18 protein-coding genes are annotated in these 20,843 nt (G+C 71.4%); 6 read left to right on the top strand and 12 right to left on the bottom strand.

Annotation, left to right across the window (positions count from 1 at the left end):
• Nucleotides 1-15: 15 nt before the first annotated feature.
• From AB0I15_RS10250 to AB0I15_RS10230, 5 genes are all read right to left on the bottom strand, one after another.
• Complete coding sequence (locus AB0I15_RS10250) at nt 16-438, bottom strand: cupin domain-containing protein (RefSeq protein ID WP_358092552.1); 423 nt, start codon at nt 436-438, stop codon at nt 16-18.
• Between the two features lie 55 nt (nt 439-493).
• Nucleotides 494-1,309 (bottom strand): phosphoenolpyruvate hydrolase family protein, encoded by an 816-nt coding sequence (locus AB0I15_RS10245; protein WP_358092549.1) that lies wholly within the window; start codon nt 1,307-1,309, stop codon nt 494-496.
• Nucleotides 1,306-2,538: a Tm-1-like ATP-binding domain-containing protein gene (locus tag AB0I15_RS10240; RefSeq protein ID WP_358092546.1), complete on the bottom strand. Its 1,233-nt coding sequence runs from the start codon at nt 2,536-2,538 to the stop codon at nt 1,306-1,308. The genes AB0I15_RS10245 and AB0I15_RS10240 overlap by 4 nt, the downstream gene beginning before the upstream one ends.
• Nucleotides 2,539-2,620: 82 nt before the next feature.
• Nucleotides 2,621-2,977 carry a luciferase family protein gene (locus AB0I15_RS10235; protein WP_358092543.1) on the bottom strand — a complete coding sequence of 119 codons (357 nt, stop codon included), beginning with the start codon at nt 2,975-2,977 and terminating at the stop codon, nt 2,621-2,623.
• 78 nt (nt 2,978-3,055) lie between these two features.
• Nucleotides 3,056-3,634, bottom strand: coding sequence for a helix-turn-helix domain-containing protein (locus AB0I15_RS10230; RefSeq protein WP_358092540.1), 579 nt, complete (start codon nt 3,632-3,634; stop codon nt 3,056-3,058).
• Nucleotides 3,635-3,750: 116 nt separating this feature from the next.
• Here AB0I15_RS10230 and AB0I15_RS10225 point away from each other — a divergent pair, with 116 nt between their 5' ends.
• The 3 genes from AB0I15_RS10225 (at nt 3,751) to AB0I15_RS10215 (ending at nt 7,997) form a co-directional block, all read left to right on the top strand.
• Nucleotides 3,751-5,214, top strand: a complete 1,464-nt coding sequence (locus AB0I15_RS10225; RefSeq protein WP_358092537.1) for an NCS1 family nucleobase:cation symporter-1 — start codon at nt 3,751-3,753, stop codon at nt 5,212-5,214.
• Nucleotides 5,211-5,939 (top strand): aspartate/glutamate racemase family protein, encoded by a 729-nt coding sequence (locus tag AB0I15_RS10220; protein ID WP_358092534.1) that lies wholly within the window; start codon nt 5,211-5,213, stop codon nt 5,937-5,939. The genes AB0I15_RS10225 and AB0I15_RS10220 overlap by 4 nt, the downstream gene beginning before the upstream one ends.
• A 105-nt stretch (nt 5,940-6,044) precedes the next feature.
• A complete protein-coding gene (locus AB0I15_RS10215) occupies nt 6,045-7,997 on the top strand; it encodes a glycosyl hydrolase family 18 protein (RefSeq protein ID WP_358092531.1) in 1,953 nt (650 codons plus the stop codon).
• Between the two features lie 92 nt (nt 7,998-8,089).
• On the opposite strand, the gene AB0I15_RS10210 is transcribed toward AB0I15_RS10215, so the two are convergent.
• The gene (locus AB0I15_RS10210) at nt 8,090-8,935 is read right to left on the bottom strand and encodes an aldo/keto reductase (RefSeq protein WP_358092528.1); all 846 of its coding nucleotides are present in this window, start codon (nt 8,933-8,935) and stop codon (nt 8,090-8,092) included.
• A gap of 144 nt (nt 8,936-9,079) precedes the next feature.
• On the opposite strand from AB0I15_RS10210, the gene AB0I15_RS10205 reads away from it, so the two are divergent.
• Complete coding sequence (locus AB0I15_RS10205; protein WP_358092526.1) at nt 9,080-10,618, top strand: M28 family metallopeptidase; 1,539 nt, start codon at nt 9,080-9,082, stop codon at nt 10,616-10,618.
• A gap of 375 nt (nt 10,619-10,993) precedes the next feature.
• Here the strand turns inward: AB0I15_RS10205 and AB0I15_RS10200 are convergent, their stop codons facing one another.
• The 5 genes from AB0I15_RS10200 to AB0I15_RS10180 are packed head-to-tail and all read right to left on the bottom strand — an operon-like array spanning nt 10,994 to nt 16,328.
• Nucleotides 10,994-12,355, bottom strand: coding sequence for a sulfatase-like hydrolase/transferase (locus tag AB0I15_RS10200; RefSeq protein WP_358092524.1), 1,362 nt, complete (start codon nt 12,353-12,355; stop codon nt 10,994-10,996).
• A 19-nt stretch (nt 12,356-12,374) separates the two neighbouring features.
• Nucleotides 12,375-13,181 carry a carbohydrate ABC transporter permease gene (locus AB0I15_RS10195; protein WP_358092522.1) on the bottom strand — a complete coding sequence of 269 codons (807 nt, stop codon included), beginning with the start codon at nt 13,179-13,181 and terminating at the stop codon, nt 12,375-12,377.
• Nucleotides 13,181-14,053: a sugar ABC transporter permease gene (locus tag AB0I15_RS10190; protein WP_358092520.1), complete on the bottom strand. Its 873-nt coding sequence runs from the start codon at nt 14,051-14,053 to the stop codon at nt 13,181-13,183. Before AB0I15_RS10190 ends, AB0I15_RS10195 begins: the two co-directional genes overlap by 1 nt.
• Nucleotides 14,050-15,315, bottom strand: a complete 1,266-nt coding sequence (locus AB0I15_RS10185) for a sugar ABC transporter substrate-binding protein (protein WP_358092519.1) — start codon at nt 15,313-15,315, stop codon at nt 14,050-14,052. Before AB0I15_RS10185 ends, AB0I15_RS10190 begins: the two co-directional genes overlap by 4 nt.
• A 14-nt stretch (nt 15,316-15,329) precedes the next feature.
• Nucleotides 15,330-16,328 (bottom strand): LacI family DNA-binding transcriptional regulator, encoded by a 999-nt coding sequence (locus tag AB0I15_RS10180; protein WP_358092517.1) that lies wholly within the window; start codon nt 16,326-16,328, stop codon nt 15,330-15,332.
• Between the two features lie 231 nt (nt 16,329-16,559).
• On the opposite strand from AB0I15_RS10180, the gene AB0I15_RS10175 reads away from it, so the two are divergent.
• Complete coding sequence (locus tag AB0I15_RS10175) at nt 16,560-18,530, top strand: hypothetical protein (protein ID WP_358092515.1); 1,971 nt, start codon at nt 16,560-16,562, stop codon at nt 18,528-18,530.
• Nucleotides 18,531-18,601: 71 nt separating this feature from the next.
• The gene (locus tag AB0I15_RS10170; protein WP_358092513.1) at nt 18,602-19,327 is read left to right on the top strand and encodes a hypothetical protein; all 726 of its coding nucleotides are present in this window, start codon (nt 18,602-18,604) and stop codon (nt 19,325-19,327) included.
• A 206-nt stretch (nt 19,328-19,533) separates the two neighbouring features.
• Here AB0I15_RS10170 and AB0I15_RS10165 read toward each other — a convergent pair whose 3' ends face one another.
• A complete protein-coding gene (locus tag AB0I15_RS10165) occupies nt 19,534-20,772 on the bottom strand; it encodes a 2-oxo acid dehydrogenase subunit E2 (protein ID WP_358092511.1) in 1,239 nt (412 codons plus the stop codon).
• Between the last annotated feature and the right edge of the window lie 71 nt (nt 20,773-20,843).

Genomic DNA, 20,843 nt, shown 5'->3' with positions numbered 1-20,843 from the left:
GGCGGGACGTCCTCATCAGCCCGGCTTGACCTCGCCCACCGCCCACGCCGGGTGCTCGCCGGGCGCCAGCTCGACGAAGTCCGGCAGGTCGCGCAGGGCGTCCTCGGCGCCGCCCGGCGTGTACGTCGCGATGATCCGCATCGGCCGCCAGCCGGTGTTGAACGTCGAGTGCGGCGTCCCCATCGGGATCCACACCGCGTCCCCCGCCTTGACGGCGAACTCCGGCCCGTCGCCGACCGTCTGCCGCCCCTCGCCCTCGATGACGTAGAGGATCTCGTCGGAGTTCGGGTGCTGGTGACGGTCGTGGCCCCTGCTGGGGTTGATCACGACCTCGCCGAGGGTGGACGAGGCGCCGGGCACGCTGCCGGGCGTCACGTGCCATTTGATGGAGCCCCAGTCGAAGAGCATCGTGGGGACGGAGTCCGGTTCGCGGTGCATGGCGTGCCCCTTCCTACGGGTCCTTGCCTACAGGTTCTTGCCTACAGGTTCTTGCCTACAGGTTCTTGAAGGCGCGCAACTGGTCGGCGATGGCGCGCTCGGCGGGCAGGCGTTCCATCGAGGAGGCGCCGAAGAAGCCCGCGATCCCCGAGGTGCGTTCCTGGATGTAGCGGACGTCGTCCGGCTCGGCGATGGGGCCGCCGTGGCACAGGACGACGATGTCGGGGTTCACGGCCACGGCGGCGTCGTGCATCTCCTGGATGCGGGTGGCCGACTCGTCGAGCGTGAGCGCGGTCACGGCGCCGATGCTGCCCTTGGTCGTCAGGCCCATGTGCGGGACGAGGACGTCCGCGCCCGCCCGCGCCATGGCCGCGGCCTGGTCGGGGGTGAACACGTAGGGGGCCGTGAGCAGGTCGCGCTCGGCCGCCAGCCTGATCATCTCGATCTCCAGGTCGAATCCCATGCCGGTCTCCTCCAGGTTCGCCCGGAAGACGCCGTCGATGAGGCCGACCGTGGGGAAGTTCTGGACGCCGGTGAAGCCCATCCTGCGCAGCTCGTCGAGGAACTGCGGCATGAGCCGGAACGGATCCGTCCCGCACACCCCGGCCAGCACGGGCGTGTCCTTGACGACCGGCAGCACCTCGCCGGCCATCTCGACCACGATGGCGTTCGCGTCACCGTACGGGAGCAGCCCGGCCAGCGAGCCGCGCCCGGCCATCCGGAACCGGCCGGAGTTGTAGATGATGAGCAGGTCGACGCCGCCGGTCTCCGCCGCCTTGGCCGACAGTCCGGAGCCCGCGCCGGCCCCGATGATGAGCCGGCCGGCCTTCCGCTCGGCGTGCAGCCTGCCGAGCGCCTCGTCGCGATTCATGCGGCACCTTTCTGGATCAACTCGTGGAGCCGGTCGGCGGCCGCGACCGCGAACCGCGCGGTGTTGATGTCGTCGTCGCTCTCGACCACCTGCACGTCGGTGCCGGCCACGGCCCGCAGCACGGCGTCGAAGCACGCGGCGTCGGCGGCCGGGTCCCAGAACGGGCCGCCTTCGACGTCGACGGCGGAGACGCCGCCGCGCGGCACGAACAGCGCGACGGGCCCGGTGGCGGCGGCCAGTTTCGCGCCGATCAGCCGGCCGAGCTCGGCGGTCTCGGCCGGGGTCGTGCGCATCAGCGTCACGGTGGGGTTGTGCACGAGCAGCCTGCGCTCCATGAACCGCTCGGGGACGGTGTCGACCGGGCCGAAGTTGACCATGTCGACCGCGCCCAGGCTGACGACCTGCGGCACCCCGGCGGCGCCGGCGGCGGTCAGCCGGTCGGGCCCGGCGGACAGGACGCCGCCGACGAGCTCGTCGGCCAGCTCGGTGGTGGTGAGGTCGAGCACCCCGGCGAAGTAGCCGCTGGCGACCAGCCCCTCCATGGCCCGCCCGCCGGACCCGGTGGCGTGGAAGACGATCACCTCGTAACCGAGCTCCTCCAGCCGCGCACGGGCGGCGTCGACGGCGGGCGTGGTGACGCCGAACATCGTGGCGGCGACCAGCGGCCGCTCCCCTCCTCGCGGGGGCGCGGCCCGGCGGGCGTCGTAGGCGGCGGCCATTCCGGCGATCGCGGCGGCGGCGTTGCCGAGGATCTGGCGGGAGATCGAGTTGATGCCGGCGACGTCGACGACGCTGTACATGAGGGTGACGTCGCTCTGGCCCACGTACGCCGAGACGTCGCCGCCGGCCATGGTCGAGACGAGCAGCTTCGGCAGCCCCACGGGCAGGACCCGCATGACGGCCGCCGCGATCGAGGACCCGCCGCTGCCGCCGAGCGCCAGCACCCCGCTCAGCCGGCCGCGCTCGTGCAGGTCTCCGGCGAGGCGGGCGGCCCCCTCGCCCATGGTCCGCAGGGCGGCGCCGCGCTCTCCCGCGTTCCTGAGCGCCTCCAGGCTCGCCCCGGCGGCCGCCGCGACGGCCTCGGGGCCGAGATCGGCGTGCAGGGTGGCGGGGCCCATCACGCCCGCGTCGAGCAGGACGACCTCCTGCCCCGCCGCCGTCAGCAGGTCGTGGACGTGGGCGTATTCGCCGCCCTTGGTGTCGAAGGTTCCCAGCAACAACACGGCCATGCCCCGGCCCTCCTCAGCACCCGGTTCACCGATCCCGGTTCACCGCACTGTGTGCCTGCCCCGTGCCGGGGAGGATGACGCCTCAGAGTTCTCCGGGCACGTGGGCCTTGATCGCCACGCTGGTGAGGGCGAGCAGCAGCTCCAGGTCCGGCTCGGCGTCGACCTGCACGGCCACCCAGGCCCGGTCGGGGCAGGTGCGGACCTGGTCGCACGCCCCGAGGTAGGGCTCGAGCCGGTCGATGGCGGGCACGGTCAGGCGTACCTGCACCCGGTCGGCGCCGGCCAGCCGGAGGATCTCGGTCCCGCGGACGGCGAAGGCCGTGCCGCGCCGGGTGTCGCTCACCGCCAGCACCGGCCAGGACCGCAACTCGGCCACCGCGCGGGCCACGTAGGGCCCCCGTCGTTCAGCCCCCCGCCGCCAGGCGGTGATACCTGCCACGACTCCATGCTGCGCCACGGCCGGCCTCCGCGTCAGCGCCCGTTCCGCAACCGTTATCAGCCTGATCATCTTGGCGGGTCAGGCGTGGACGATCAGCCAGGTGGCCACCGCCGTGACCGTGCCGGAGCGGTTGCCGATGATGTGAGGCCGGCTGCAGGGGAACGTGATGGAGTCGCCTTCGGAGAGGGTGACGATCTCCGTCTCGAACTCGATGGTCAGCTCTCCGGCGGTGACGGTGCCGACCTCGTACCCCTCGTGTCTGAGAAACTGCCCGTGGGCGTTGGAGATCGCCTGCGGCGGGTACGTCGACTCGAAGAACTCCACGTCAGGTGTGGGCCCCGGGGACAGCCGGCGAAACGTCACTCCCCCGCTCAGCCGGATCGGCGCCACCTCCCCCGCCCGCCTGACCGCGAGCCCCGGCCGGGGCTCCTTGTGCTCCGGCACGTCGAACACGGCGGCCAGGGGTACGCCGATCGCCGACACGTACGCGATCAGCCGGCTCACCGACGGCCGCATCAGGCCCCGCTCGATCTGGGACACCGCGCTGGGCGAGATGCCGAGCTCCCGTGCCACGGCCCGCAGCGACTTGCCCGACTCCGCGCGGAGCTCCCGCAGCCGCCGGCCGAGGTGCTCGTTGCTGACCGCTTCCAGCTCCATGGCCCCCATCACAGACCTCGACACACGGGATTAACGCGCGCGCAATCAGCACCCTCGTTTCGGGTGTTAAGCCATTACTTAACACCCGGCGAACCCACCCCCCAAGGATGCCGCACATGACCCAGCCCGCCGTCACCCGGCCCTCACCCCCCTACGACCCCCGGCTCACCAACGAGGACCTGGCGCCGCTGCGCCGCCAGACCTGGTCGTCGTACAACATCGTCGCCTTCTGGATGTCCGACGTGCACAGCGTCGGCGGCTACGTGACAGCGGGCAGCCTGTTCGCGCTCGGGCTGGCGAGCTGGCAGGTGCTGTTCGCGCTGCTGGCCGGCATCGTCATCGTCAACGTCTTCTGCAATCTGGTGGCCAAGCCCAGCCAGGTCACCGGGGTGCCCTACCCCGTCATCAACCGCGCGGTCTTCGGCGTGCTCGGCGCGAACATCCCGGCCATCGTGCGCGGCGCGATCGCGATCGCCTGGTACGGCGTCCAGACCTACCTCGCCTCCCAGTCGCTGATCATCATCTTCCTCAAGTTCTGGCCCGCCACGGCCGCGCTCAACGAGCCGACGTTCCTCGGGCTGTCCGTGCTCGGCTACGTCTGCTACGCCATCCTCTGGGTCGCCCAGGCTGCGGTGTTCTGGCGCGGCATGAACGCGATCCGCAGGTTCGTGGACTGGGCCGGGCCCGCCGTGTACGTGGTCATGGTCGTCCTGGCCGTCTACCTGGTGAGCCAGGCCGGCTGGGAGAACATCAGCCTGGACCTGTCGCAGGGCGAGAGCCTCGGGTTCGGCGAGTCGATCCCGGTCATGCTGAGCGCGATCGCGCTGGTGGTGTCGTACTTCTCCGGCCCGATGCTGAACTTCGGTGACTTCTCCCGCTACGGGCGCTCGTTCGAGGCCGTCAAGCGCGGCAACTTCCTCGGCCTGCCGATCAACTTCCTGTTCTTCTCCCTGCTGACGGTGATCACGGCGTCGGCCACCGTGCCGGTGTTCGGCGAGCTGATCACCGACCCGATCCACACCGTGCAGCGCATCGACACGCCGTTCGCGATCCTGCTCGGCGGCCTGACCTTCGTGATCGCGACGGTGGGCATCAACATCGTGGCGAACTTCATCTCACCGGCGTTCGACTTCTCCAACGTCAGCCCGCAGCGCATCAGCTGGCGCACCGGCGGGATGATCGCGGCGGTCGGCTCGGTGCTGCTGACCCCGTGGAACTGGTACGGCAACCCCGACGCCATCCACTACACGCTGGGCCTGCTGGGCGCGCTGATCGGCCCGCTGTTCGGGATCCTGATCGCCGGCTACTACCTCTGCGCGCGGCAGCGGGTGTCGGTGGACGAGCTGTTCACGATGGACCCGGGCGGGCGCTACTGGTTCAGCAAGGGCTACAACCCGAACGCGATCTGGGCCACGGTGGCCAGCGGGGTGCCGGCCATCGCCTCGGTCCTGGTGCCCAAGCTGGTCACCTCGGTCGACCTGACCTGGATCGCCGACTACAGCTGGTTCATCGGCTGCGGGCTCGGCTTCGTGGCCCTGCTCGCGCTGGAGCGCCGTACTCCCCGGATCACCGTCGCATGACCCACCTCAAAGTGATCAACCCGAACACCGCCCTGGCCATGACCGAGTCCATCGGTCGTCGCGCCAGGGCGGTGGCGTCCCCGGCGACCACCGTGACGGCGGTGAGCCCGAGCATGGGGCCGGAGTCGATCGAGAGCCACTACGACGAGGCGCTGGCCGTGCCGGGGGTGCTGGCCGAGGTCGCGGCGGGCGAGCGGGAGGGGGTGGACGCGTACGTGATCGCCTGCTTCGGCGACCCCGGCCTGGACGCCGCCCGCGAGCTGGCCGCCGGCCCCGTGATCGGGATCGCGGAGGCCGCCATGCACGCCGCCACGCTGGTCGGGCGCGGGTTCAGCGTGGTCACGACGCTGTCGAGGACCGTCGGCCGGGCCTGGGACCTGGCCCACCGGTACGGCTTCGCCGCCGCCTGCCGGGGCGTGCACGCCTGCGACATCCCGGTCCTGAACCTGGACGACCCCGCTGCCCGCGACACGGTGACCCGCCTGTGCGCCGCGGCCGTCGAGCGGGACGGCAGCGACTCGGTGGTGCTGGGCTGCGCGGGCATGGCGGAGTTCTGCGCCGGGGTGTCGCGCGTGACGGGCGTGCCGGTGATCGACGGGGTCGGCGCGGCGACCAAGCTGGCCGAGTCGCTGGTGGCCCTCGGGCTGCGGACCGGCAAACGCGGCGAATACGCCCACCCGCGTCCCAAGCGGTATACGGGTTTGCTGAGGGACTTCACATATTGACGACACCCGAGGCAGGAACTACCGTCGACTCATAACTTAAAGGAAACTTTCCTAATAGTTTCCTGACATCCCACCCCCATGCCCCCAACCGGATGTCGGAGCGACATGAGACACAAGATCCTGAGCAAGCTCCTCGCGGTGCTGGCGGCGCTGGCACTGCCCCTCACGGCGGTGGCCGTCACGCCGCCCCAGGCCCTCGCCGCGGCCCGTGCCGCCTTCGCCGACTGGGCGCCGTGGACGGCGTACGCGACGGGCGCCCTCGTCACGTACAACGGCGTCCAGTACGAGTGCGTGCAAGGCCACACCTCCCAGCCCGGGTGGGAGCCGCCGAACGTACCGGCCCTGTGGAAGGTCTCGAGCGGCGGCGGCACGGACACCACCGCGCCCTCCGTGCCCGGCAACCTGCGCTCCACCGGCGTCACCAGCGGCAGCGTCTCCCTGGCCTGGGACACCAGCACCGACAACATCGGCGTCACCGGCTACGAGGTCTACCGCGGCGCCACCCTCGTCGCCACCGTCACCGGCACCACCCACACCGACACCGGCCTGAGCGCCAACACCGCCTACACCTACACCGTCCGCGCCCGCGACGCCGCCGGCAACCGCTCCGCCAACAGCAACACCGCCAGCGCCACCACTACGGGCGGCGGCGGCACGGACACCACCGCGCCCTCCGTGCCCGGCAACCTGCGCTCCACCGGCGTCACCGGCAGCAGCGTCTCCCTCGCCTGGAACGCCAGCACCGACAACGTCAGCGTCACCGGCTACGAGGTCTACCGCGGCGCCACCCTCGTCGCCACCGTCACCGGCACCACCCACACCGACACCGGCCTGAGCGCCAACACCGCCTACACCTACACCGTCCGCGCCCGCGACGCCGCCGGCAACCGCTCCGCCAACAGCAACACCGCCAGCGCCACCACCACGGGCGGCGGAGGCGGCGGGAACAAGGTTCTCGGCTACTTCGTCCAGTGGGGCGTCTACCAGCGCGGCTACCACGTCAAGAACATCGACACGAGCGGCTCGGCCGCCAAGCTGACCCACATCAACTACGCGTTCGGCAACGTGACGAACGGGCAGTGCGCGATCGGCGACAGCTACGCCGACTACGACCGCTTCTACCAGGCGGGCGAGAGCGTGGACGGCGTCGCCGACACCTGGGACGCGGGCGCGCTGCGCGGCAGCTTCAACCAGTTGCGCAAGCTCAAGAAGAAGTACCCGCACATCAAGGTGCTGTTCTCCTTCGGCGGCTGGACCTGGTCCGGCGGCTTCGGCCAGGCCGCGCAGAACCCGGCCGCCTTCGCCGACGCCTGCTACCGGCTGGTCGAGGACCCGCGCTGGGCGGACGTGTTCGACGGCATCGACATCGACTGGGAGTACCCGAACGCCTGCGGCCTGACCTGTGACAGCAGCGGCCCGGCCGCGTTCAGGAACCTGATGTCGGCCCTGCGCACCCGCTTCGGCTCCGGCAACCTGGTCACCGCGGCCATCACCGCCGACGGCACCAACGGCGGCAAGATCGACGCGGCGGACTACGGAGGCGCGGCGCAGTACCTCGACTGGTACAACGTCATGACCTACGACTACTTCGGCGCCTTCGCGCCGCAGGGCCCGACGGCCCCGCACTCGCCGCTCACCTCCTACACCGGCATCCCGACCCAGGGCTTCCACTCCGACGCCGCCATCCAGAAGCTGAAGAGCAAGGGCGTGCCGGCGAGCAAGCTGCTGCTCGGCATCGGCTTCTACGGCCGCGGCTGGGCCGGGGTCACGCAGGCCGCGCCCGGCGGCACGGCGACGGGGCCGGCGCCGGGGACGTACGAACAGGGCATCGAGGACTACAAGGTCCTCAAGACGCGCTGCCCGGCCAACGGCACGGTCGCGGGCACCGCGTACGCCTACTGCGGCAACCAGTGGTGGAGCTACGACACCCCCGCCACGATCGGCGGCAAGATGAGCTACTCGAAGAACCAGGGCCTCGGCGGCGCGTTCTTCTGGGAGCTCAGCGGCGACACCACGAACGCCGAACTGCTCACGGCCATGCGGAACGGCCTGGGCTGAGCCGACCGGCCGGCCCTCCGGGGGAGGAGGGCCGGCCTCTCTCTTTCAGCCCGGCCTCTCTTTCAGCCCGACCGCATTCGGTCCGGGCTCTCTCAGCCCAGTGCCTCGATCTGCTCGGCCGTCAGCGACACGGTCGAGGCGCCCAGGTTCTCCTCCAGGTGGGCGACCGAGGAGGTGCCGGGGATCGGCATCACGACCGGGGAACGGGCCAGCAGCCAGGCCAGGCTGACCTGCGCGGGTGTGGCGCCGACGGCCTCGGCGACGTGCTCCACCGGGCTGCCGGGCGCGGCCAGGGCGCCCTTGGCGATCGGGCTGTAGGGGATGAACCCGATCCCCTGCTCCTCGCAGTGCCGCAGCACGTCGTCGGAGAGGCGGAGGGTGAGGTTGTAGCGGTTCTGGACGGTGACGATCTCGACGACGCGCCGCGATCGTTCCAGCTCCTCGACGCTCACCTCCGACAGGCCGACACCGCCGATCTTGCCCTCGTCCTGGAGCGCCTTCAGCTCGCCGAGCTGGTCCTCCAGCGGCACCAGCGGGTCGATGCGGTGCAACTGGAGCAGGTCGAGCCGCTCCACGCCGAGCCGGCGCAGGCTCATCTCGACCTCCTGCCGCAGGTACGCGGGCCGCCCCACGACATGCCACTGACCCGGCCCCGTACGCACGAACCCCGCCTTGGTCGCGATCAGCAGCCCCTCCGGGTACGGGTGCAGGGCCTCCCGGATGATCTCCTCGCTGACGTACGGCCCATAGGAGTCGGCGGTGTCGATGAAGTCCACGCCCAGCTCGACGGCCCGGCGCAGCACCCGTACGGCCTCGTCGTGGTCGCGCGGCGGCCCCCAGACGCCCGGCCCCGTCAGGCTCATGGCCCCGAAGCCGAGGCGGTGCACGCTCTTGTCACCGATGGTGAACGTGCCGGTGGACGGGAGCGATATGGACATGCGGGTTCCCCAATTCGAGTGCGACGTTCCAAGTCCGTGATGCAACGGATACGCGGTCAATCTTCCCTATCACCGGACTGATGAATACGTTTCGGGACACGCGCGCATTTTGACCGGTTCACCCTCCATGTTCTGAGGAGTCCTATGCGTTCCCGCTTACGTACGAGCGTGCTCGGCGCCATCACCGCCGTGGCCGTGACCCTTTCCCTCAGCACCCCGGCCGAGGCCGGCCCCCGCGAAGACGCCGTCGCCAAGCTGGTCAAGGACGTCTCCGGGCCGAACGTCAAGAAGCACCTGTACGCGCTCCAGTCCATCGCGCGGCTCAACGACGGCACCCGCGTGTCGGGGACCTCCGGCTTCGACGCCTCCCGCGACTACGTGGCGCGCAAGCTGCGCGCCGCCGGGTACGACGTGACGATCCAGCCCTTCGAGTTCGTCTTCGACGGGTACATCACGCCGCCCGTGCTCAAGCGGAACAGCCCGTCGCCCAAGACGTACACGTACGGGTTCTTCAGCGACTACGTGGCGATGGGCGACTCGCCCGCGGGCTCCGCCACGGGCACGATCCAGGGCGTGGACCTGGTGCTGCCGCCGGGTCCGGTGGCCAACACCTCCAGCTCCGGGTGCGAGGCGAGCGACTTCGCCGGGTTCGTGGCCGGGAACGTCGCGCTCATGCAGCGCGGGACCTGCAACTTCCGCGTCAAGGTGGACAACGCCATGGCCGCGGGGGCCTCGGCGGCCATCGTGTTCAACGAGGGGCAGGCAGGGCGTACCGAGGTCGACCTCAACCCGGTGCTCGGCGGGCCCGGCGTGACGATCCCGTCGTTCTTCACCAGCTTCGCGGTCGGCGCCGAACTGGCCGCCACCGCGGGCACCACCGTGACGATGAACTGGAACCCGATCGTGGAGACCAGGACCACGTACAACGTGATCGCGCAGAGCAAGCAGGGCGATCCGAACAACGTCGTCATGATCGGCGCGCACCTGGACAGCGTCCAGGAGGGGCCCGGCATCAACGACAACGGCTCGGGCAGCGCCGGGATCCTGGAGGTGGCGCTCAAGTTCGCGGAGGCGAAGCCGAAGAACCAGGTGCGGTTCGCGTTCTGGGGGGCCGAGGAGTTCGGGCTGCTCGGGTCCGAGCACTACGTGGGCTCGCTGACGGCGGCGGAGCGGGCCAAGATCTCCCTCTACCTCAACTTCGACATGATCGCCTCGCCCAACTACACGTTCGGGATCTACGACGGTGACGGGGACGCGTTCGGCACCGCCGGGCCTCCCGGATCCGACGTCATCGAGGCGGACTTCGAGAAGTTCTTCGCCGGGCGCGGGCAGCCGTTCAAGGCGACGGCGTTCACCGGGCGCTCCGACTACGGGCCCTTCATCGCGGTCGGGATCCCGGCGGGCGGGCTGTTCACCGGGGCCGAGGTGCTCAAGACGGCGGAGGAGGCGGCGATCTTCGGCGGTACGGCCGGGATTCCGCTCGACCCCTGCTACCACAGCGCGTGCGACTCCACCTTCAACATCAACGACAAGGCGCTGGACGTGAACTCCGACGCCATCGCGACCCTGGTGGCCACGTACGCGTTCGACACCGGCACCATCGGCGCCACCACCCCGGCCCCGGCCGCGGCGGCGCGCAACGATTCCACCCACACCCACAAGCCCGCGAACGCAACCCGCTGACCCCACCCCATTTCCAGGGCCGGCCCTCTCTCTTCGAGGACCGGCCCTGACCCACACCAGTTCGGCACAGGTCCCTCTTGAGCGGGAGGGGGATCGTCGGCCGACCTCCGCCAAAGCAGGACGGGACCGTAACCACGACCGCCCTACGCCACCACCACCCCTCCACTTCGGCACAGGTCCCTGTGGAGGGCGCTTCGGCCAACCTCCCCCGAAGCGGGCAGGGACCGTGACCATGGCCGGCCTGTGCCGCCGTCACTCGCCGCCTTTGGCGCAGGTTCCTTGGAGGAGAGGTGTCCGTCGGAGCGGGCGGGAGGAGGGTGAGCGCGGGCGGGTTGTGCCAGCGACGGGTTCGGCAGCCGTCCCTGGAGGAGAGGGTCAGGGTTTGGGTTGGTGGCCGAAGCGGGTGGGTTTGGGGCCGTTGAGGCGGACTTCCGGGTCGCGCATCGCCTGTTCGCGCCCCGGCCGTCGCGTCGCCGGGTCGATGATCGGCTCCGCCTCCCCCGCCGCCACGATCCGGCGGACCAGGTGTTCGCGCAGTTCCGCCATCACCCCGGCGTGCGAGGCGTACCCCGCCAGGTTGACCAGTTCGTGTGGGTCGTTCTCCAGGTCGTACAGGGCCTGCTCGCGATAGCGGAGGGCGGCCGAGACGTCCCAGGGGTGGGCGTCCTCGGCGACGGCGTAGTACTTCCAGCGGGACGTGCGGATCCCGCGCCCCACCTCCGACTCGCTCACCTGGAAGAAGACCTCCTCGGGCCAGTCCGACCGGGGATCGCGCACCAGCGGCAGGAACGAGCGGCCCTGCATCGCGTCCGGGACGGGCAGCCCCGCGGCCTCCAGGAGGGTCGGCGGGAGGTCGAGGGTGCTGACGGGACGGGAGATGGCGCCGCCGCCGTCGAAGCCGGGGCCGCGCAGCGCCAGCGGCACGCGGAGCGAGGCGTCGTGGCAGGAGCGCTTGTACTCGCCGTTGCGGGTCTTGAAGTGGTTGCCGTGGTCGGAGGTGTAGGCCACGATCGTGTCGTCCAGCAGGTCCATGCTGCGCAGCGCGTCCAGCAGCCGGCCCAGGCCCTCGTCCAGGCGCTTGACCTGGCCCAGGTAGCCGCCCATGTGCTGGTGCGCGGTGCCGCCGAGTGCCGCCAGGTCCGGCGGCATCCAGCGGCCCTGGTAGCGCTCCTCGTAGCCGTCGGGCGCGGGGTAGTTGTCCACCTCGTTCTGGTGGTGCGGCTCCAGGAACGACAGGAACAGGTAGAACGGCTCGTCGGCGTGGTCGGCGACGAAGCGGACGGCGGCGTCCACGAGCGCGTCGGAGCGGTAGCCGGGCAGCAGGACGGGGTCGTTCGCCTCGTCGAAGACGATCGTGCGGTACGCGTCCGAGGTGTGCTCCAGCGCGTTCGCCGCCAGCCACGACTGGTAGCCGCCGCGCTCCTCCTCAGGGACCGGCTCGCTGCCGGCCAGGTGCCACTTGCCGATGTAGCCGGTGGCGTAGCCGGCCGCGCCGAAGTGGTGGGCCAGCGTGCGCTCCTCGACGGGCAGGACGCGGCCGTTGCGGTAGACGCCGGTCGTGGTCGGGTAGCGGCCCGTCTGCAGCGCCGCGCGGGCCGGCGCGCACACGGGCTGCGGGGTGAGCGCGACCGTGGCCTGCGTGCCGTTCCTGGCCATTCTGTCGAGATTCGGGGTGAAAGGGCCGACGGTGTCCCACCGCTGCTGGTCGGTGAAGACGACGATCACGTTCGGGCGCAAAAGGAAGGCTCCTGTCGAACTATTTGAGGCCGGTCAGCGCGATTCCGCGGACGAAGTATCGCTGGGTCAGGATGAACAGGACGGCGGTGGGGACGAAGAGGATCACCGAGCCGGCGGCGGTGAGGTGCCACAACGTGAAGTACTCCTGGTTGAACAGGGTGAGCCCGACCGGGATGGTCCGCATCTCGGGCGTCGTCGTGGCGACCAGCGGCCAGAGGAACTCGTTCCACTGGAAGACGAACGTGAACAGCCCGAGCACGGCCAGCGCCGGCCGCGTCTGCGGCAGGATGACGCTCCAGTAGATCCGCAGCTCGGAGGCGCCGTCGATGCGGGCCGCGCTGATCAGGTCGTCGGGGATGGGCTGGATGAACTGCCGCATGAGGAAGATCCCGAACGCGTCCATGAGGAACGGCGTGATCAGCCCCTGGTACGTGTTGAGCCAGCCCATGTTGGCCATGAGCACGTACAGCGGGATCATCCGCACGAAGAACGGCACCATGAGCGTGGCCAGCAGCGCCACGAACAACGTGTTGCGCAGGGGGAAGCGGAACTTGGCGAACGCGTATCCGACGAGCGGGTCGAACACCAGGTGCGCCAGCGTGATCGCGCTGGCCACGACCAGGCTGTTGACGATGAAGTTCCCGAACGGGGCACGGGTGAACAGCTCGGCGTAGTTGCCCCACTGCGGCGTCTCCGGCACCAGCACGGCGTTGGCCGACAGCGTCTCGGCCTCGGTCTGGAGCGACAGCGAGAGCATGTAGAGCAGGGGCACGACGGTGACCAGCGAGGCCAGGCCGAGCAGGAGGTAGAGCAGCGCCTTGCGCATCAGTACTGGACCTCCCCGCGCCGCCCGGCCCTGAGCTGGACCAGGGTGAAGGCGACGATGACGATCAGCAGCAGCACCGACTGCGCCGAGGAGTAGCCGAAGTCCCTGCTGCGGAAGGCGACGTTGAAGATGTGGAAGACCGACAGGTCGGTGGCGTCGCCGGGCCCGCCGTTGGTGATGATGTACGCCTGCCCGAACGCCTGCAGCCCCGAGATGACCGCCATGACGGAGACGAACAGCGTGGTCGGGGCCAGCAGCGGCAGCGTGATCCGCCAGAACCGGCGCCAGGCGTCCGCCCCGTCGATCTTGGCGGCCTCGTGGTACGTCTCCGGGATGCCCTGCAGCCCGGCCAGGAACAGCACCATCGTGTACCCGACGCTCTGCCACAGCGTGACGGCCGCGATCGTGAGCAGCGGCGCGGTGTTGAGCCACTGCTGCTCGGGCAGCCCGGCCGCGCCGAGCACCCGGTTCAGCACGCCCAGCTCCGGGTCGAGGATGTTGCGCCACAGCAGCCCGACGATCGCCACCGAGGTCAGGTACGGCACCAGCAGCAGCACCCGGAACGCCACCCGCCCCTTCAGCGGCTGGTCGATCGCCATCGCCAGGGCCAGCCCGAGCACGATCGATCCGATCACCACCAGCACCGCGAAGACCACGGTGACCAGGAACGAGTGCTGGACGGCGGGGTCGGCCAGGGCCTGGGTGTAGTTGCCCAGGCCCGTCCACTGGTCGGCCTGGGGGCCGGTGCGGAAGCCGGTGGCCACGACGTTGCCGATCGGCAGGTAGAAGAAGGCCGCGAAGAACAGGATGGCCGGAAGCAGGAACAGGTAGGCGGTCCTGGCGTACCGGCCGGACAGTGTGCGCGGCCTCACTTCAGGAAGCCCCCGGCCGTCTCCGCGAACTTCCTGAGCGCCTCGGCCGCCGGCTGGTTCTGGATGAGGACCTGCTGGTACATGACCTTGAGCTGCTCCTCCCACTTGCCGAGCTGACCGGTGAGCCGCACCTGCTGGGAGGAGTCCCTGGCCTCGGGGAGCGCGTCGGCGAAGACCTTGATGGCCTCCTTCGACCGCACGTCGGGCAGCTCGGCCCAGGAGACGCGCGGCATGAGCATGCCGGTCTCCTTGGTGGCCGCCAGCTCGACCTGCAGGGTGGTGATGCGCTTGATGAAGTCCCACGACAGGTCGGGCCTGGCCGCCTTGGCGGGCACGAACATGCTCACCCCGGCCGCCTGCGTGGCCTGGACCTTGTGCTTGAGCGGCGGCGCGACCCCCAGATCGAGGTCGGGGCTGGTCTTCCTGATCGGCTCCAGGTCCCACGGGCCGGTGAGGATCATCGCGGCGCGCCTGGCCGAGAACAGCTTCTGCGGGCCCGAGTAGTCGGTGCTCGACACCGGCACCGGAGCGACCTTGTGCTTGTGGATCAGGTCGGCCTGGAACTGCAGGGCCTCGACGGCGTCGGCCATCGGCGCCATGATCTCGCCGGTCTTCGGGTCGTAGGGGGTGACGCCGGCCTGCACCAGCCACGGCCACACGTAGGTGTGGTCCTGGTTGAGCGCGACGCCGTACACGCCGTCCTTGGTCAGCTTCCTGGCCGCGTCGAGGAACTCCTCCCAGGTGGTCGGCACCTCCACCCCCGCGTCGGCGAGCATGGTCTTGTTGTAGAGCAGGGTGTTGCAGGTCAGGTGGAGCTGCACGCCGTACACCTTGCCCTGGTACGAGTTGCGCTCCACGGTCACCGGCTGCCAGTCCGAGGGGAAGCCCATGGCCTGGCCGTCGCGGTCGACGTAGTCCTGCAGCGAGCGGGCGTTGCCGGAGATCGCGAACTCCTGCACCCACCCGCCGGGCTCCTCCACCAGGTCCGGCACGGTGCCCGAGGCGAAGTCCGCCAGTAGCCTGGTCCGCAGGTCGGGCCACTGGTACTTCTGCAGGTTGACCTTCACCTTGTTGGCCTGCTCGAACTCGGCGATGACCGCCCGGTAGGCCTGGTAGTCGTGGCCCGCGTTCCAGTAGACGGTGAAGGTGCCGGGAGCGGCGGACGGCGCGGACGGCGCCCCCGCGCAGGACGACAGGACCGGCACGGCGGCCGCCGCACCGGCTAGACGGAGCAGGTCACGGCGCGAGAGCTGGGGAGACATCTCGGATTTCCCTTCTAGGACGAGCCCCGCCGCACGAAGGTCCACGAACGGACGATCTCGCGGGCGGGTGGCTGCTCCTCGGCCTGGATACGGTCGAAGAGCAGGCGTACGACGTCGGTGTAGTCGTGGCGGAGCGGGCCGACGGTGCTGAGCTGCGGATTGCTGATGAGACCTTCGTCGATGTTGCCGGCGCCGACGATCGCGACGTCGCCGGGGACGCTCAGCCCCAGGTCCCTGGCGGCCCAGATCGCGCTGATCGCGGCCCTGTCGGAGGCGGCGAAGATCGCGTCGGGGCGGTCGGGGGAGCTGAGGAGCTCGGTCGCGGTCTGGTAGGCCGCCACGCGGTCGTCCGCCCCGGCGGTGACGATCCGCTCGCTCACGCCGTGCCGTTCGAGGGCCGTGGTGTAGCCGAGCAGGCGTCCCACGAGCTTGTCGCGGTAGAGCTCGTGCCGGTGCGCCATGAACGCGATGCGCCGCCTGCCCTCCGCCAGCAGGTGCTCGACGGCCTCCGCGCACGCCTCCGTCTCCGGAGTCCGTACGAGGTCGCAGCCCTCCAGCCCGCTCTCGTTGCTCAGCACCACCATCGGCAGCCCCGTGGCGGCGAGCCCGGCGAGCAGGTCGCGGGTGAGGTCGCCGACGACGTTGATCAGCGCGCCGTCGGCGAAGCCGCCGCGCAGCACGTCGATGGCGGCGTTGGCGCGGGCCTCGGAGTAGACGGCCAGCGTGACCACGGAGTAGCCCCGCGCGTCGGCCATCTCGTGCAGGTCCGTGGCCAGCCGCTCGTCCGTGGGCACGCCGCCGAACGAGCTCAGCACCAGCGCCACCCGCTGGGTGCGGCGCTTGCGCAGGCTTCTGGCGGCCTGGTTGGGGGTGTAGCCGAGCTGCCTGGCCGCGTCGAGCACCCGCTGCCTGGTCTCGGCGGCCACGGGACGGTCTCGGCCGCTGAGCACGTAGGAGACGGTCGCCACTGACACGTTCGCCAGCTCGGCCACTTGTCGCGCTGTTGGTCTCATGTTAGTCGAATAACCTAGCATTCCCTACTGGAATAGCGGGAATCGTCGTGGGTCGGATCTCGGCAGGCAGGCTAAAGCAGAGACGGAGACCGCGTCGCGCTCGCTCGGCGGTGTTAAACGATTAACACCATATTTCGCGCTCCCCGCCCGATCAAGAGGTGCGCGTTCCCGGGTTTTCCCCAGGCCGGACCCGGAGGCGCGGCAACCGGGCGATCGCTAGCTTGGGTGGCCGTGACGCCTCTTCTGCCGGGCGATCCGGCGCGGCTCGGCGAATACCGGCTGACGGGCCGACTGGGCGAGGGCGGGCAGGGGGTCGTGTACGACGCCTGCGACGTCTCCGGGCGGCGCGTGGCCGTCAAGGTTTCCCGGCGGGCCACGACCGGACCGCGCCGGCACGTCAGGGGCACGATCGCCGTGCTGGTCACCGTCCTGATGGCCGCCGTCGGGGTCCTGGTCGCCGAGAACGTCCTGATCCAGGACGACGCCGGAGCCGCACGGCGGGCCGCCGCACTCGCCGCCGACCTGCGGGACCGCGACCCGATGACGGCCCTGCTGCTGAGCGTGGCCGCCTGGCGGATCTGCCCCGGGCCCCCGGCCAGGACGGCCATGCACGCCTCGCTGGCCCGGCGGGAGCGCGACGCCTTCCGTCCCGCCCCGGCGTCGACCGCCGCCCGGCACGACCTGAGCGACGACGGCTCCCTGCTGGCGATGGTGGACGGCGGCCGGTTCACGTTGTGGGAGGTGGCCTCCCGGCGGCGGGTCCGCACGTTCGGCGGCCTGACGGCGCACGTCAACGCGATCGCGCTCAGCGCCGACGGCCGCCGGCTCGCGGTGGCGGGCGAGCGGTCGATCACCGTGTGGGACACCGAGCGCGGCATGCCCGTGGCCGAGCTCGGCGAGGTGGCGGAGCGGCTGGCGTTCAGTCCCCGGCGGCTGCTGCTGGCCGCCACCACGCCGCAGGGGGCCGCGCACGTGTGGGACCTCACCAGCCAACGCCCGCTGGACGTCGAGGGGGCCCGCGACGTGGCGTTCTCCGCCGACGACGGCCTGTTCGCCGCCGTCCGCCCCGGCGGCCGGTACGAACTGCGCGACTGGCAGGGCGTCCTGGCCCTGCTCCCCGGCGAGAGGGTCGCCTTCAACCCGGCGCGGCGGGAGCTGGCGGTGGCCGGGGGCGGCACGATCCGCTTCTGGGACCTGGACACGGCTCGCTGGCGCGGCCCGGTCCTGGAGGGTGTGGCGGCCCGCGAGCTGCGCTTCAGCCAGGACGGCCGCTTCCTGGCCGCCCACGACGGGAAGAGCGTCGAGCTGTGGTCCAGAAACGGCGCCCACCTGCTGTCCCACCCGGTCACGGGACCGGCGGGCGAACCGGGCGAACCGGGCGAGCCGGGCGAGCCGGTCAGGGGGCTGTGGCTGGGGGCGGGGACGCTGGGTTACGGGTTGCCGGACGGGACGGCGGTGACCCTTGACGTGGCCGAGCTGATCCGGCCGCGCACGCTGGCGGCCGGGGTCGAGGGCGGGCTGATCGACGCGGCGCACCGTACGGTGATCGTCCGGCGGCCCGAGGTCGAGCTCTGGCACCTGGGCGCGATGGAACGGCTGGCGACCCTGCCCATCACGCCCGCGACCATGGCGCTGAGCCCCGGTGGCGGGCTGCTGGCCGTCGGCTCGGCGTACCCGGCGCAGGTGACGGTGTGGGATCCGGCCACCGGCCGGCGGGTGCGGACGATCGCCGTCGAGGACGCGACCGAGGTGGGCGGGCTGGCGTTCGGCCCCGACGGTACGACGCTGGCGGTCGCGCCCGTGGAACCCGGCAGCGACTGGCGGGACGTCCAGCTCTGGGACGCCCGCCGCGGGATCCGTACCAGGACGTTGCGGGTGCCGGGCGGGTCCGGCATGGCGTTCCGGCCCGACGGGCGGGTGCTCGCGGTGAACGGCGCGCACGGCTCGCTCGTCGAGCTGGGCCCGCCCGAGGTCGCCGCCCGCCCGTTCGGGGAGACGGCGGACGGCGTACGGGCGATCGCGTTCAGTCCCGACGGCCGCACGATCGCCACCGGCACGCCGGCCGCCGGGGTCACGCTGTGGGCCGCCACCGGCCACCGGCCCCTGGCCAGGCTGCCGCTGGAGGGGTTCGGCGCGGTCGATCTGCTGGCGTTCGCGCCAACGTGGCCGCCGCCCTCTGCGCCAGGGCCGGCCGCTCCCTGACCAGGAGCGACTGGGACCGCCTCATCTCCGGCGCGCACTTCCGCAGGATCTGCTGACAGGAGGAGAACATCGTGCAGTCACCACCGGACATCCGTGCCATCGAGGTGACCCCGCAACCCGTCGTCCTGGACGCCGCCCCGGCCGAGATCCTCATCGAGGTGGCCGCCATCCGCGCCACCACGGTGACCGGGCGGCTGATCGCACCGGACGGGACCGAACTCACGCTCGCCTTCACTCACCGGCTCGCACCCTGTGAGTGGCAGGCGGCCCACCTCTTCCAGCCCGGCGATCTCGAAGGGGCGTGGCGGCTCCAGGTGAGCTCGGGGCAGGCGACGGCCGGCTGCGGCGTCGCCCTCGCCCGGCGCGGGAGCAGGGCCGAGGCACGGTTCGCGGACTTCGACGCCCAGCCGCCCCAGGTGCCCAGAGGCGACCTGGTCCGGCTCACGGGCCGCGTCGGGCCGGTCAAGGACGGCGCCTCGGGCCCGGCGGGCGGGCTGGACGTGGTGCTCGCGTTCAGGGAGGACAACACGTGCGGCTGGCGGGAGCTGGCCGAGACGGTCACCGACGACGCCGGCCGGTTCGCCGCCGAGGCGCCCGTCATGGCGAGCGGCGACTGGCGGGCCGAGGTGCGTACGACGCCCGGCGTCATCGGGGGGCGCAGCGAGGCGGTGTTCGTGGAGGCGACGTCACTGCAACCGTACGAGACGCAGATCGTCGGCTACCGGGTCCGGCTCCTGGGCGAGGAGACCGTACACACGGGCCGGCTGCGCGGCAAGTCGGTCGCGACCTGGGAATGACTGCTCAACCAGCGCATCTGGGTCTTCTACCGGGAGCCGGGCGCGCCGTCGGAGGCGTTCCACTCGGTCAGCAGGAGCACGGTCACCAGGGGCAACCCGAGGGGCCGCTTCGAGGCGCGGACGCCGGTGCAGGCGCGTGGCGGGTGGAGTACTTCGGCACCGCGCGGGCCGCCGGGGACCGGAGCGGCTGCCGACCCACGCCCTGATCAGGTCAGGACACGGACGGGGTCGGCGAGCAGTTCGAGGAACGCCGTCATCCAGGCGGCGGCCACGGTGCCGTCGACGGGGCGGTGGTCGACCGACAGCGTGACCCGCATGACGTGCCCGGCCTTCAGTCTGCCGCCCTTGGTGACGACCGGCTCCCGGCGGACGGTGCCGACGGCGAGGATCGCGGACTGGGGCGGGTTGATGATCGCGGCGAACTCCTCGACCCCGTGCATCCCGAGGTTCGTCACCGTGAGCACGCCGCCCTCCAGCTCGTCCTGGCGCAGCCTGCCCGCGTTCGCACGGTCGGCGAAGTCCTTGACGGTGGCGGCGACGGTGGCCACGGATCGTTGTTCGACGGACCTGAGGACGGGCGTCACGAGGCCGCGGCCGGTCGCGATGGCCACGGACAGGTCCACGGTGGTGAAGGCGTGGGTGGCCGTGTCGGTCCAGATGACGTTCATCTCGGGGACGAGCAGGTGGGCGTGGGCCGCGGCCTTGATGACGAGGTCGTTGATGGAGATCTTCTGGCGGGCGGTCCGGTTGAGGCGGTCGCGGAGCTTGAGCAGCCTGCCGACGCGGGCGGTGCCGCGTACGTAGAAGTGGGGGGTGGTCTGCTTGCTCTGGGTCAGGCGGGCGGCGACGGCCCGGCGGGCCCGGGAGTGAGGCACCTCGGCGAACGACGCGGCGGGGACCGGCTCGGGGGCGGGCGTGGGGGCGAGCGTGGGGGCGGGCATGGCGGGCGTGGCGGGGCCGGCGGGGCCGGCGGAGGGCGGCGCGGGCGTGGGCGGTGGGGGTGTGGTGCGGGCCGCGATGGCCGCTTCGACGTCGCGGCGGATGATCCGGCCGTTCGGGCCCGTGCCGGTGAGGTCGCCGAGCGGCAGGTGCGCCTCCTTGGCCAGACGGCGGGCCAGCGGGCTGGAGAAGAGCCGCCGCTGGGCGCCGTCGCCGGCCCGCTGAGGAGCGTCGTCCACGTGCCGGGGGACGGCGTCCGGCTGCTCGCCGGGGATGCCCAGGACGGCGATGGCGGTGCCGACCGCGACGGTGGCGCCCTCGGCGACCAGGGTGCGCAGCAGGACGCCATCGGCCTCCGCGGCCACGTCCACCACGGCCTTGTCGGTCTCCACGGTCGCGATGACGTCCCCGGCGGCGAACGGCGTGCCCACCTCGACCGCCCACCCCTGCAACACCGCCTCCGCGGCGTTCGCCGCGACCTCCGGCATACGCAGCAGCCCGGCCATCTCAGCACCCCGCCATCTCAGTGCTCCGCCATCTCAGTGCTCCGCCATCTCAGTGCTCCGCCATCTCAGTA

Origin of the sequence: Nonomuraea sp. NPDC050643, from assembly GCF_040654715.1 — a bacterium.
Lineage (GTDB): Bacteria > Actinomycetota > Actinomycetes > Streptosporangiales > Streptosporangiaceae > Nonomuraea.
The sequence above is the reverse complement of the archived record's forward strand: the minus strand, read 5'-3'. Positions and strand labels throughout refer to the sequence as shown.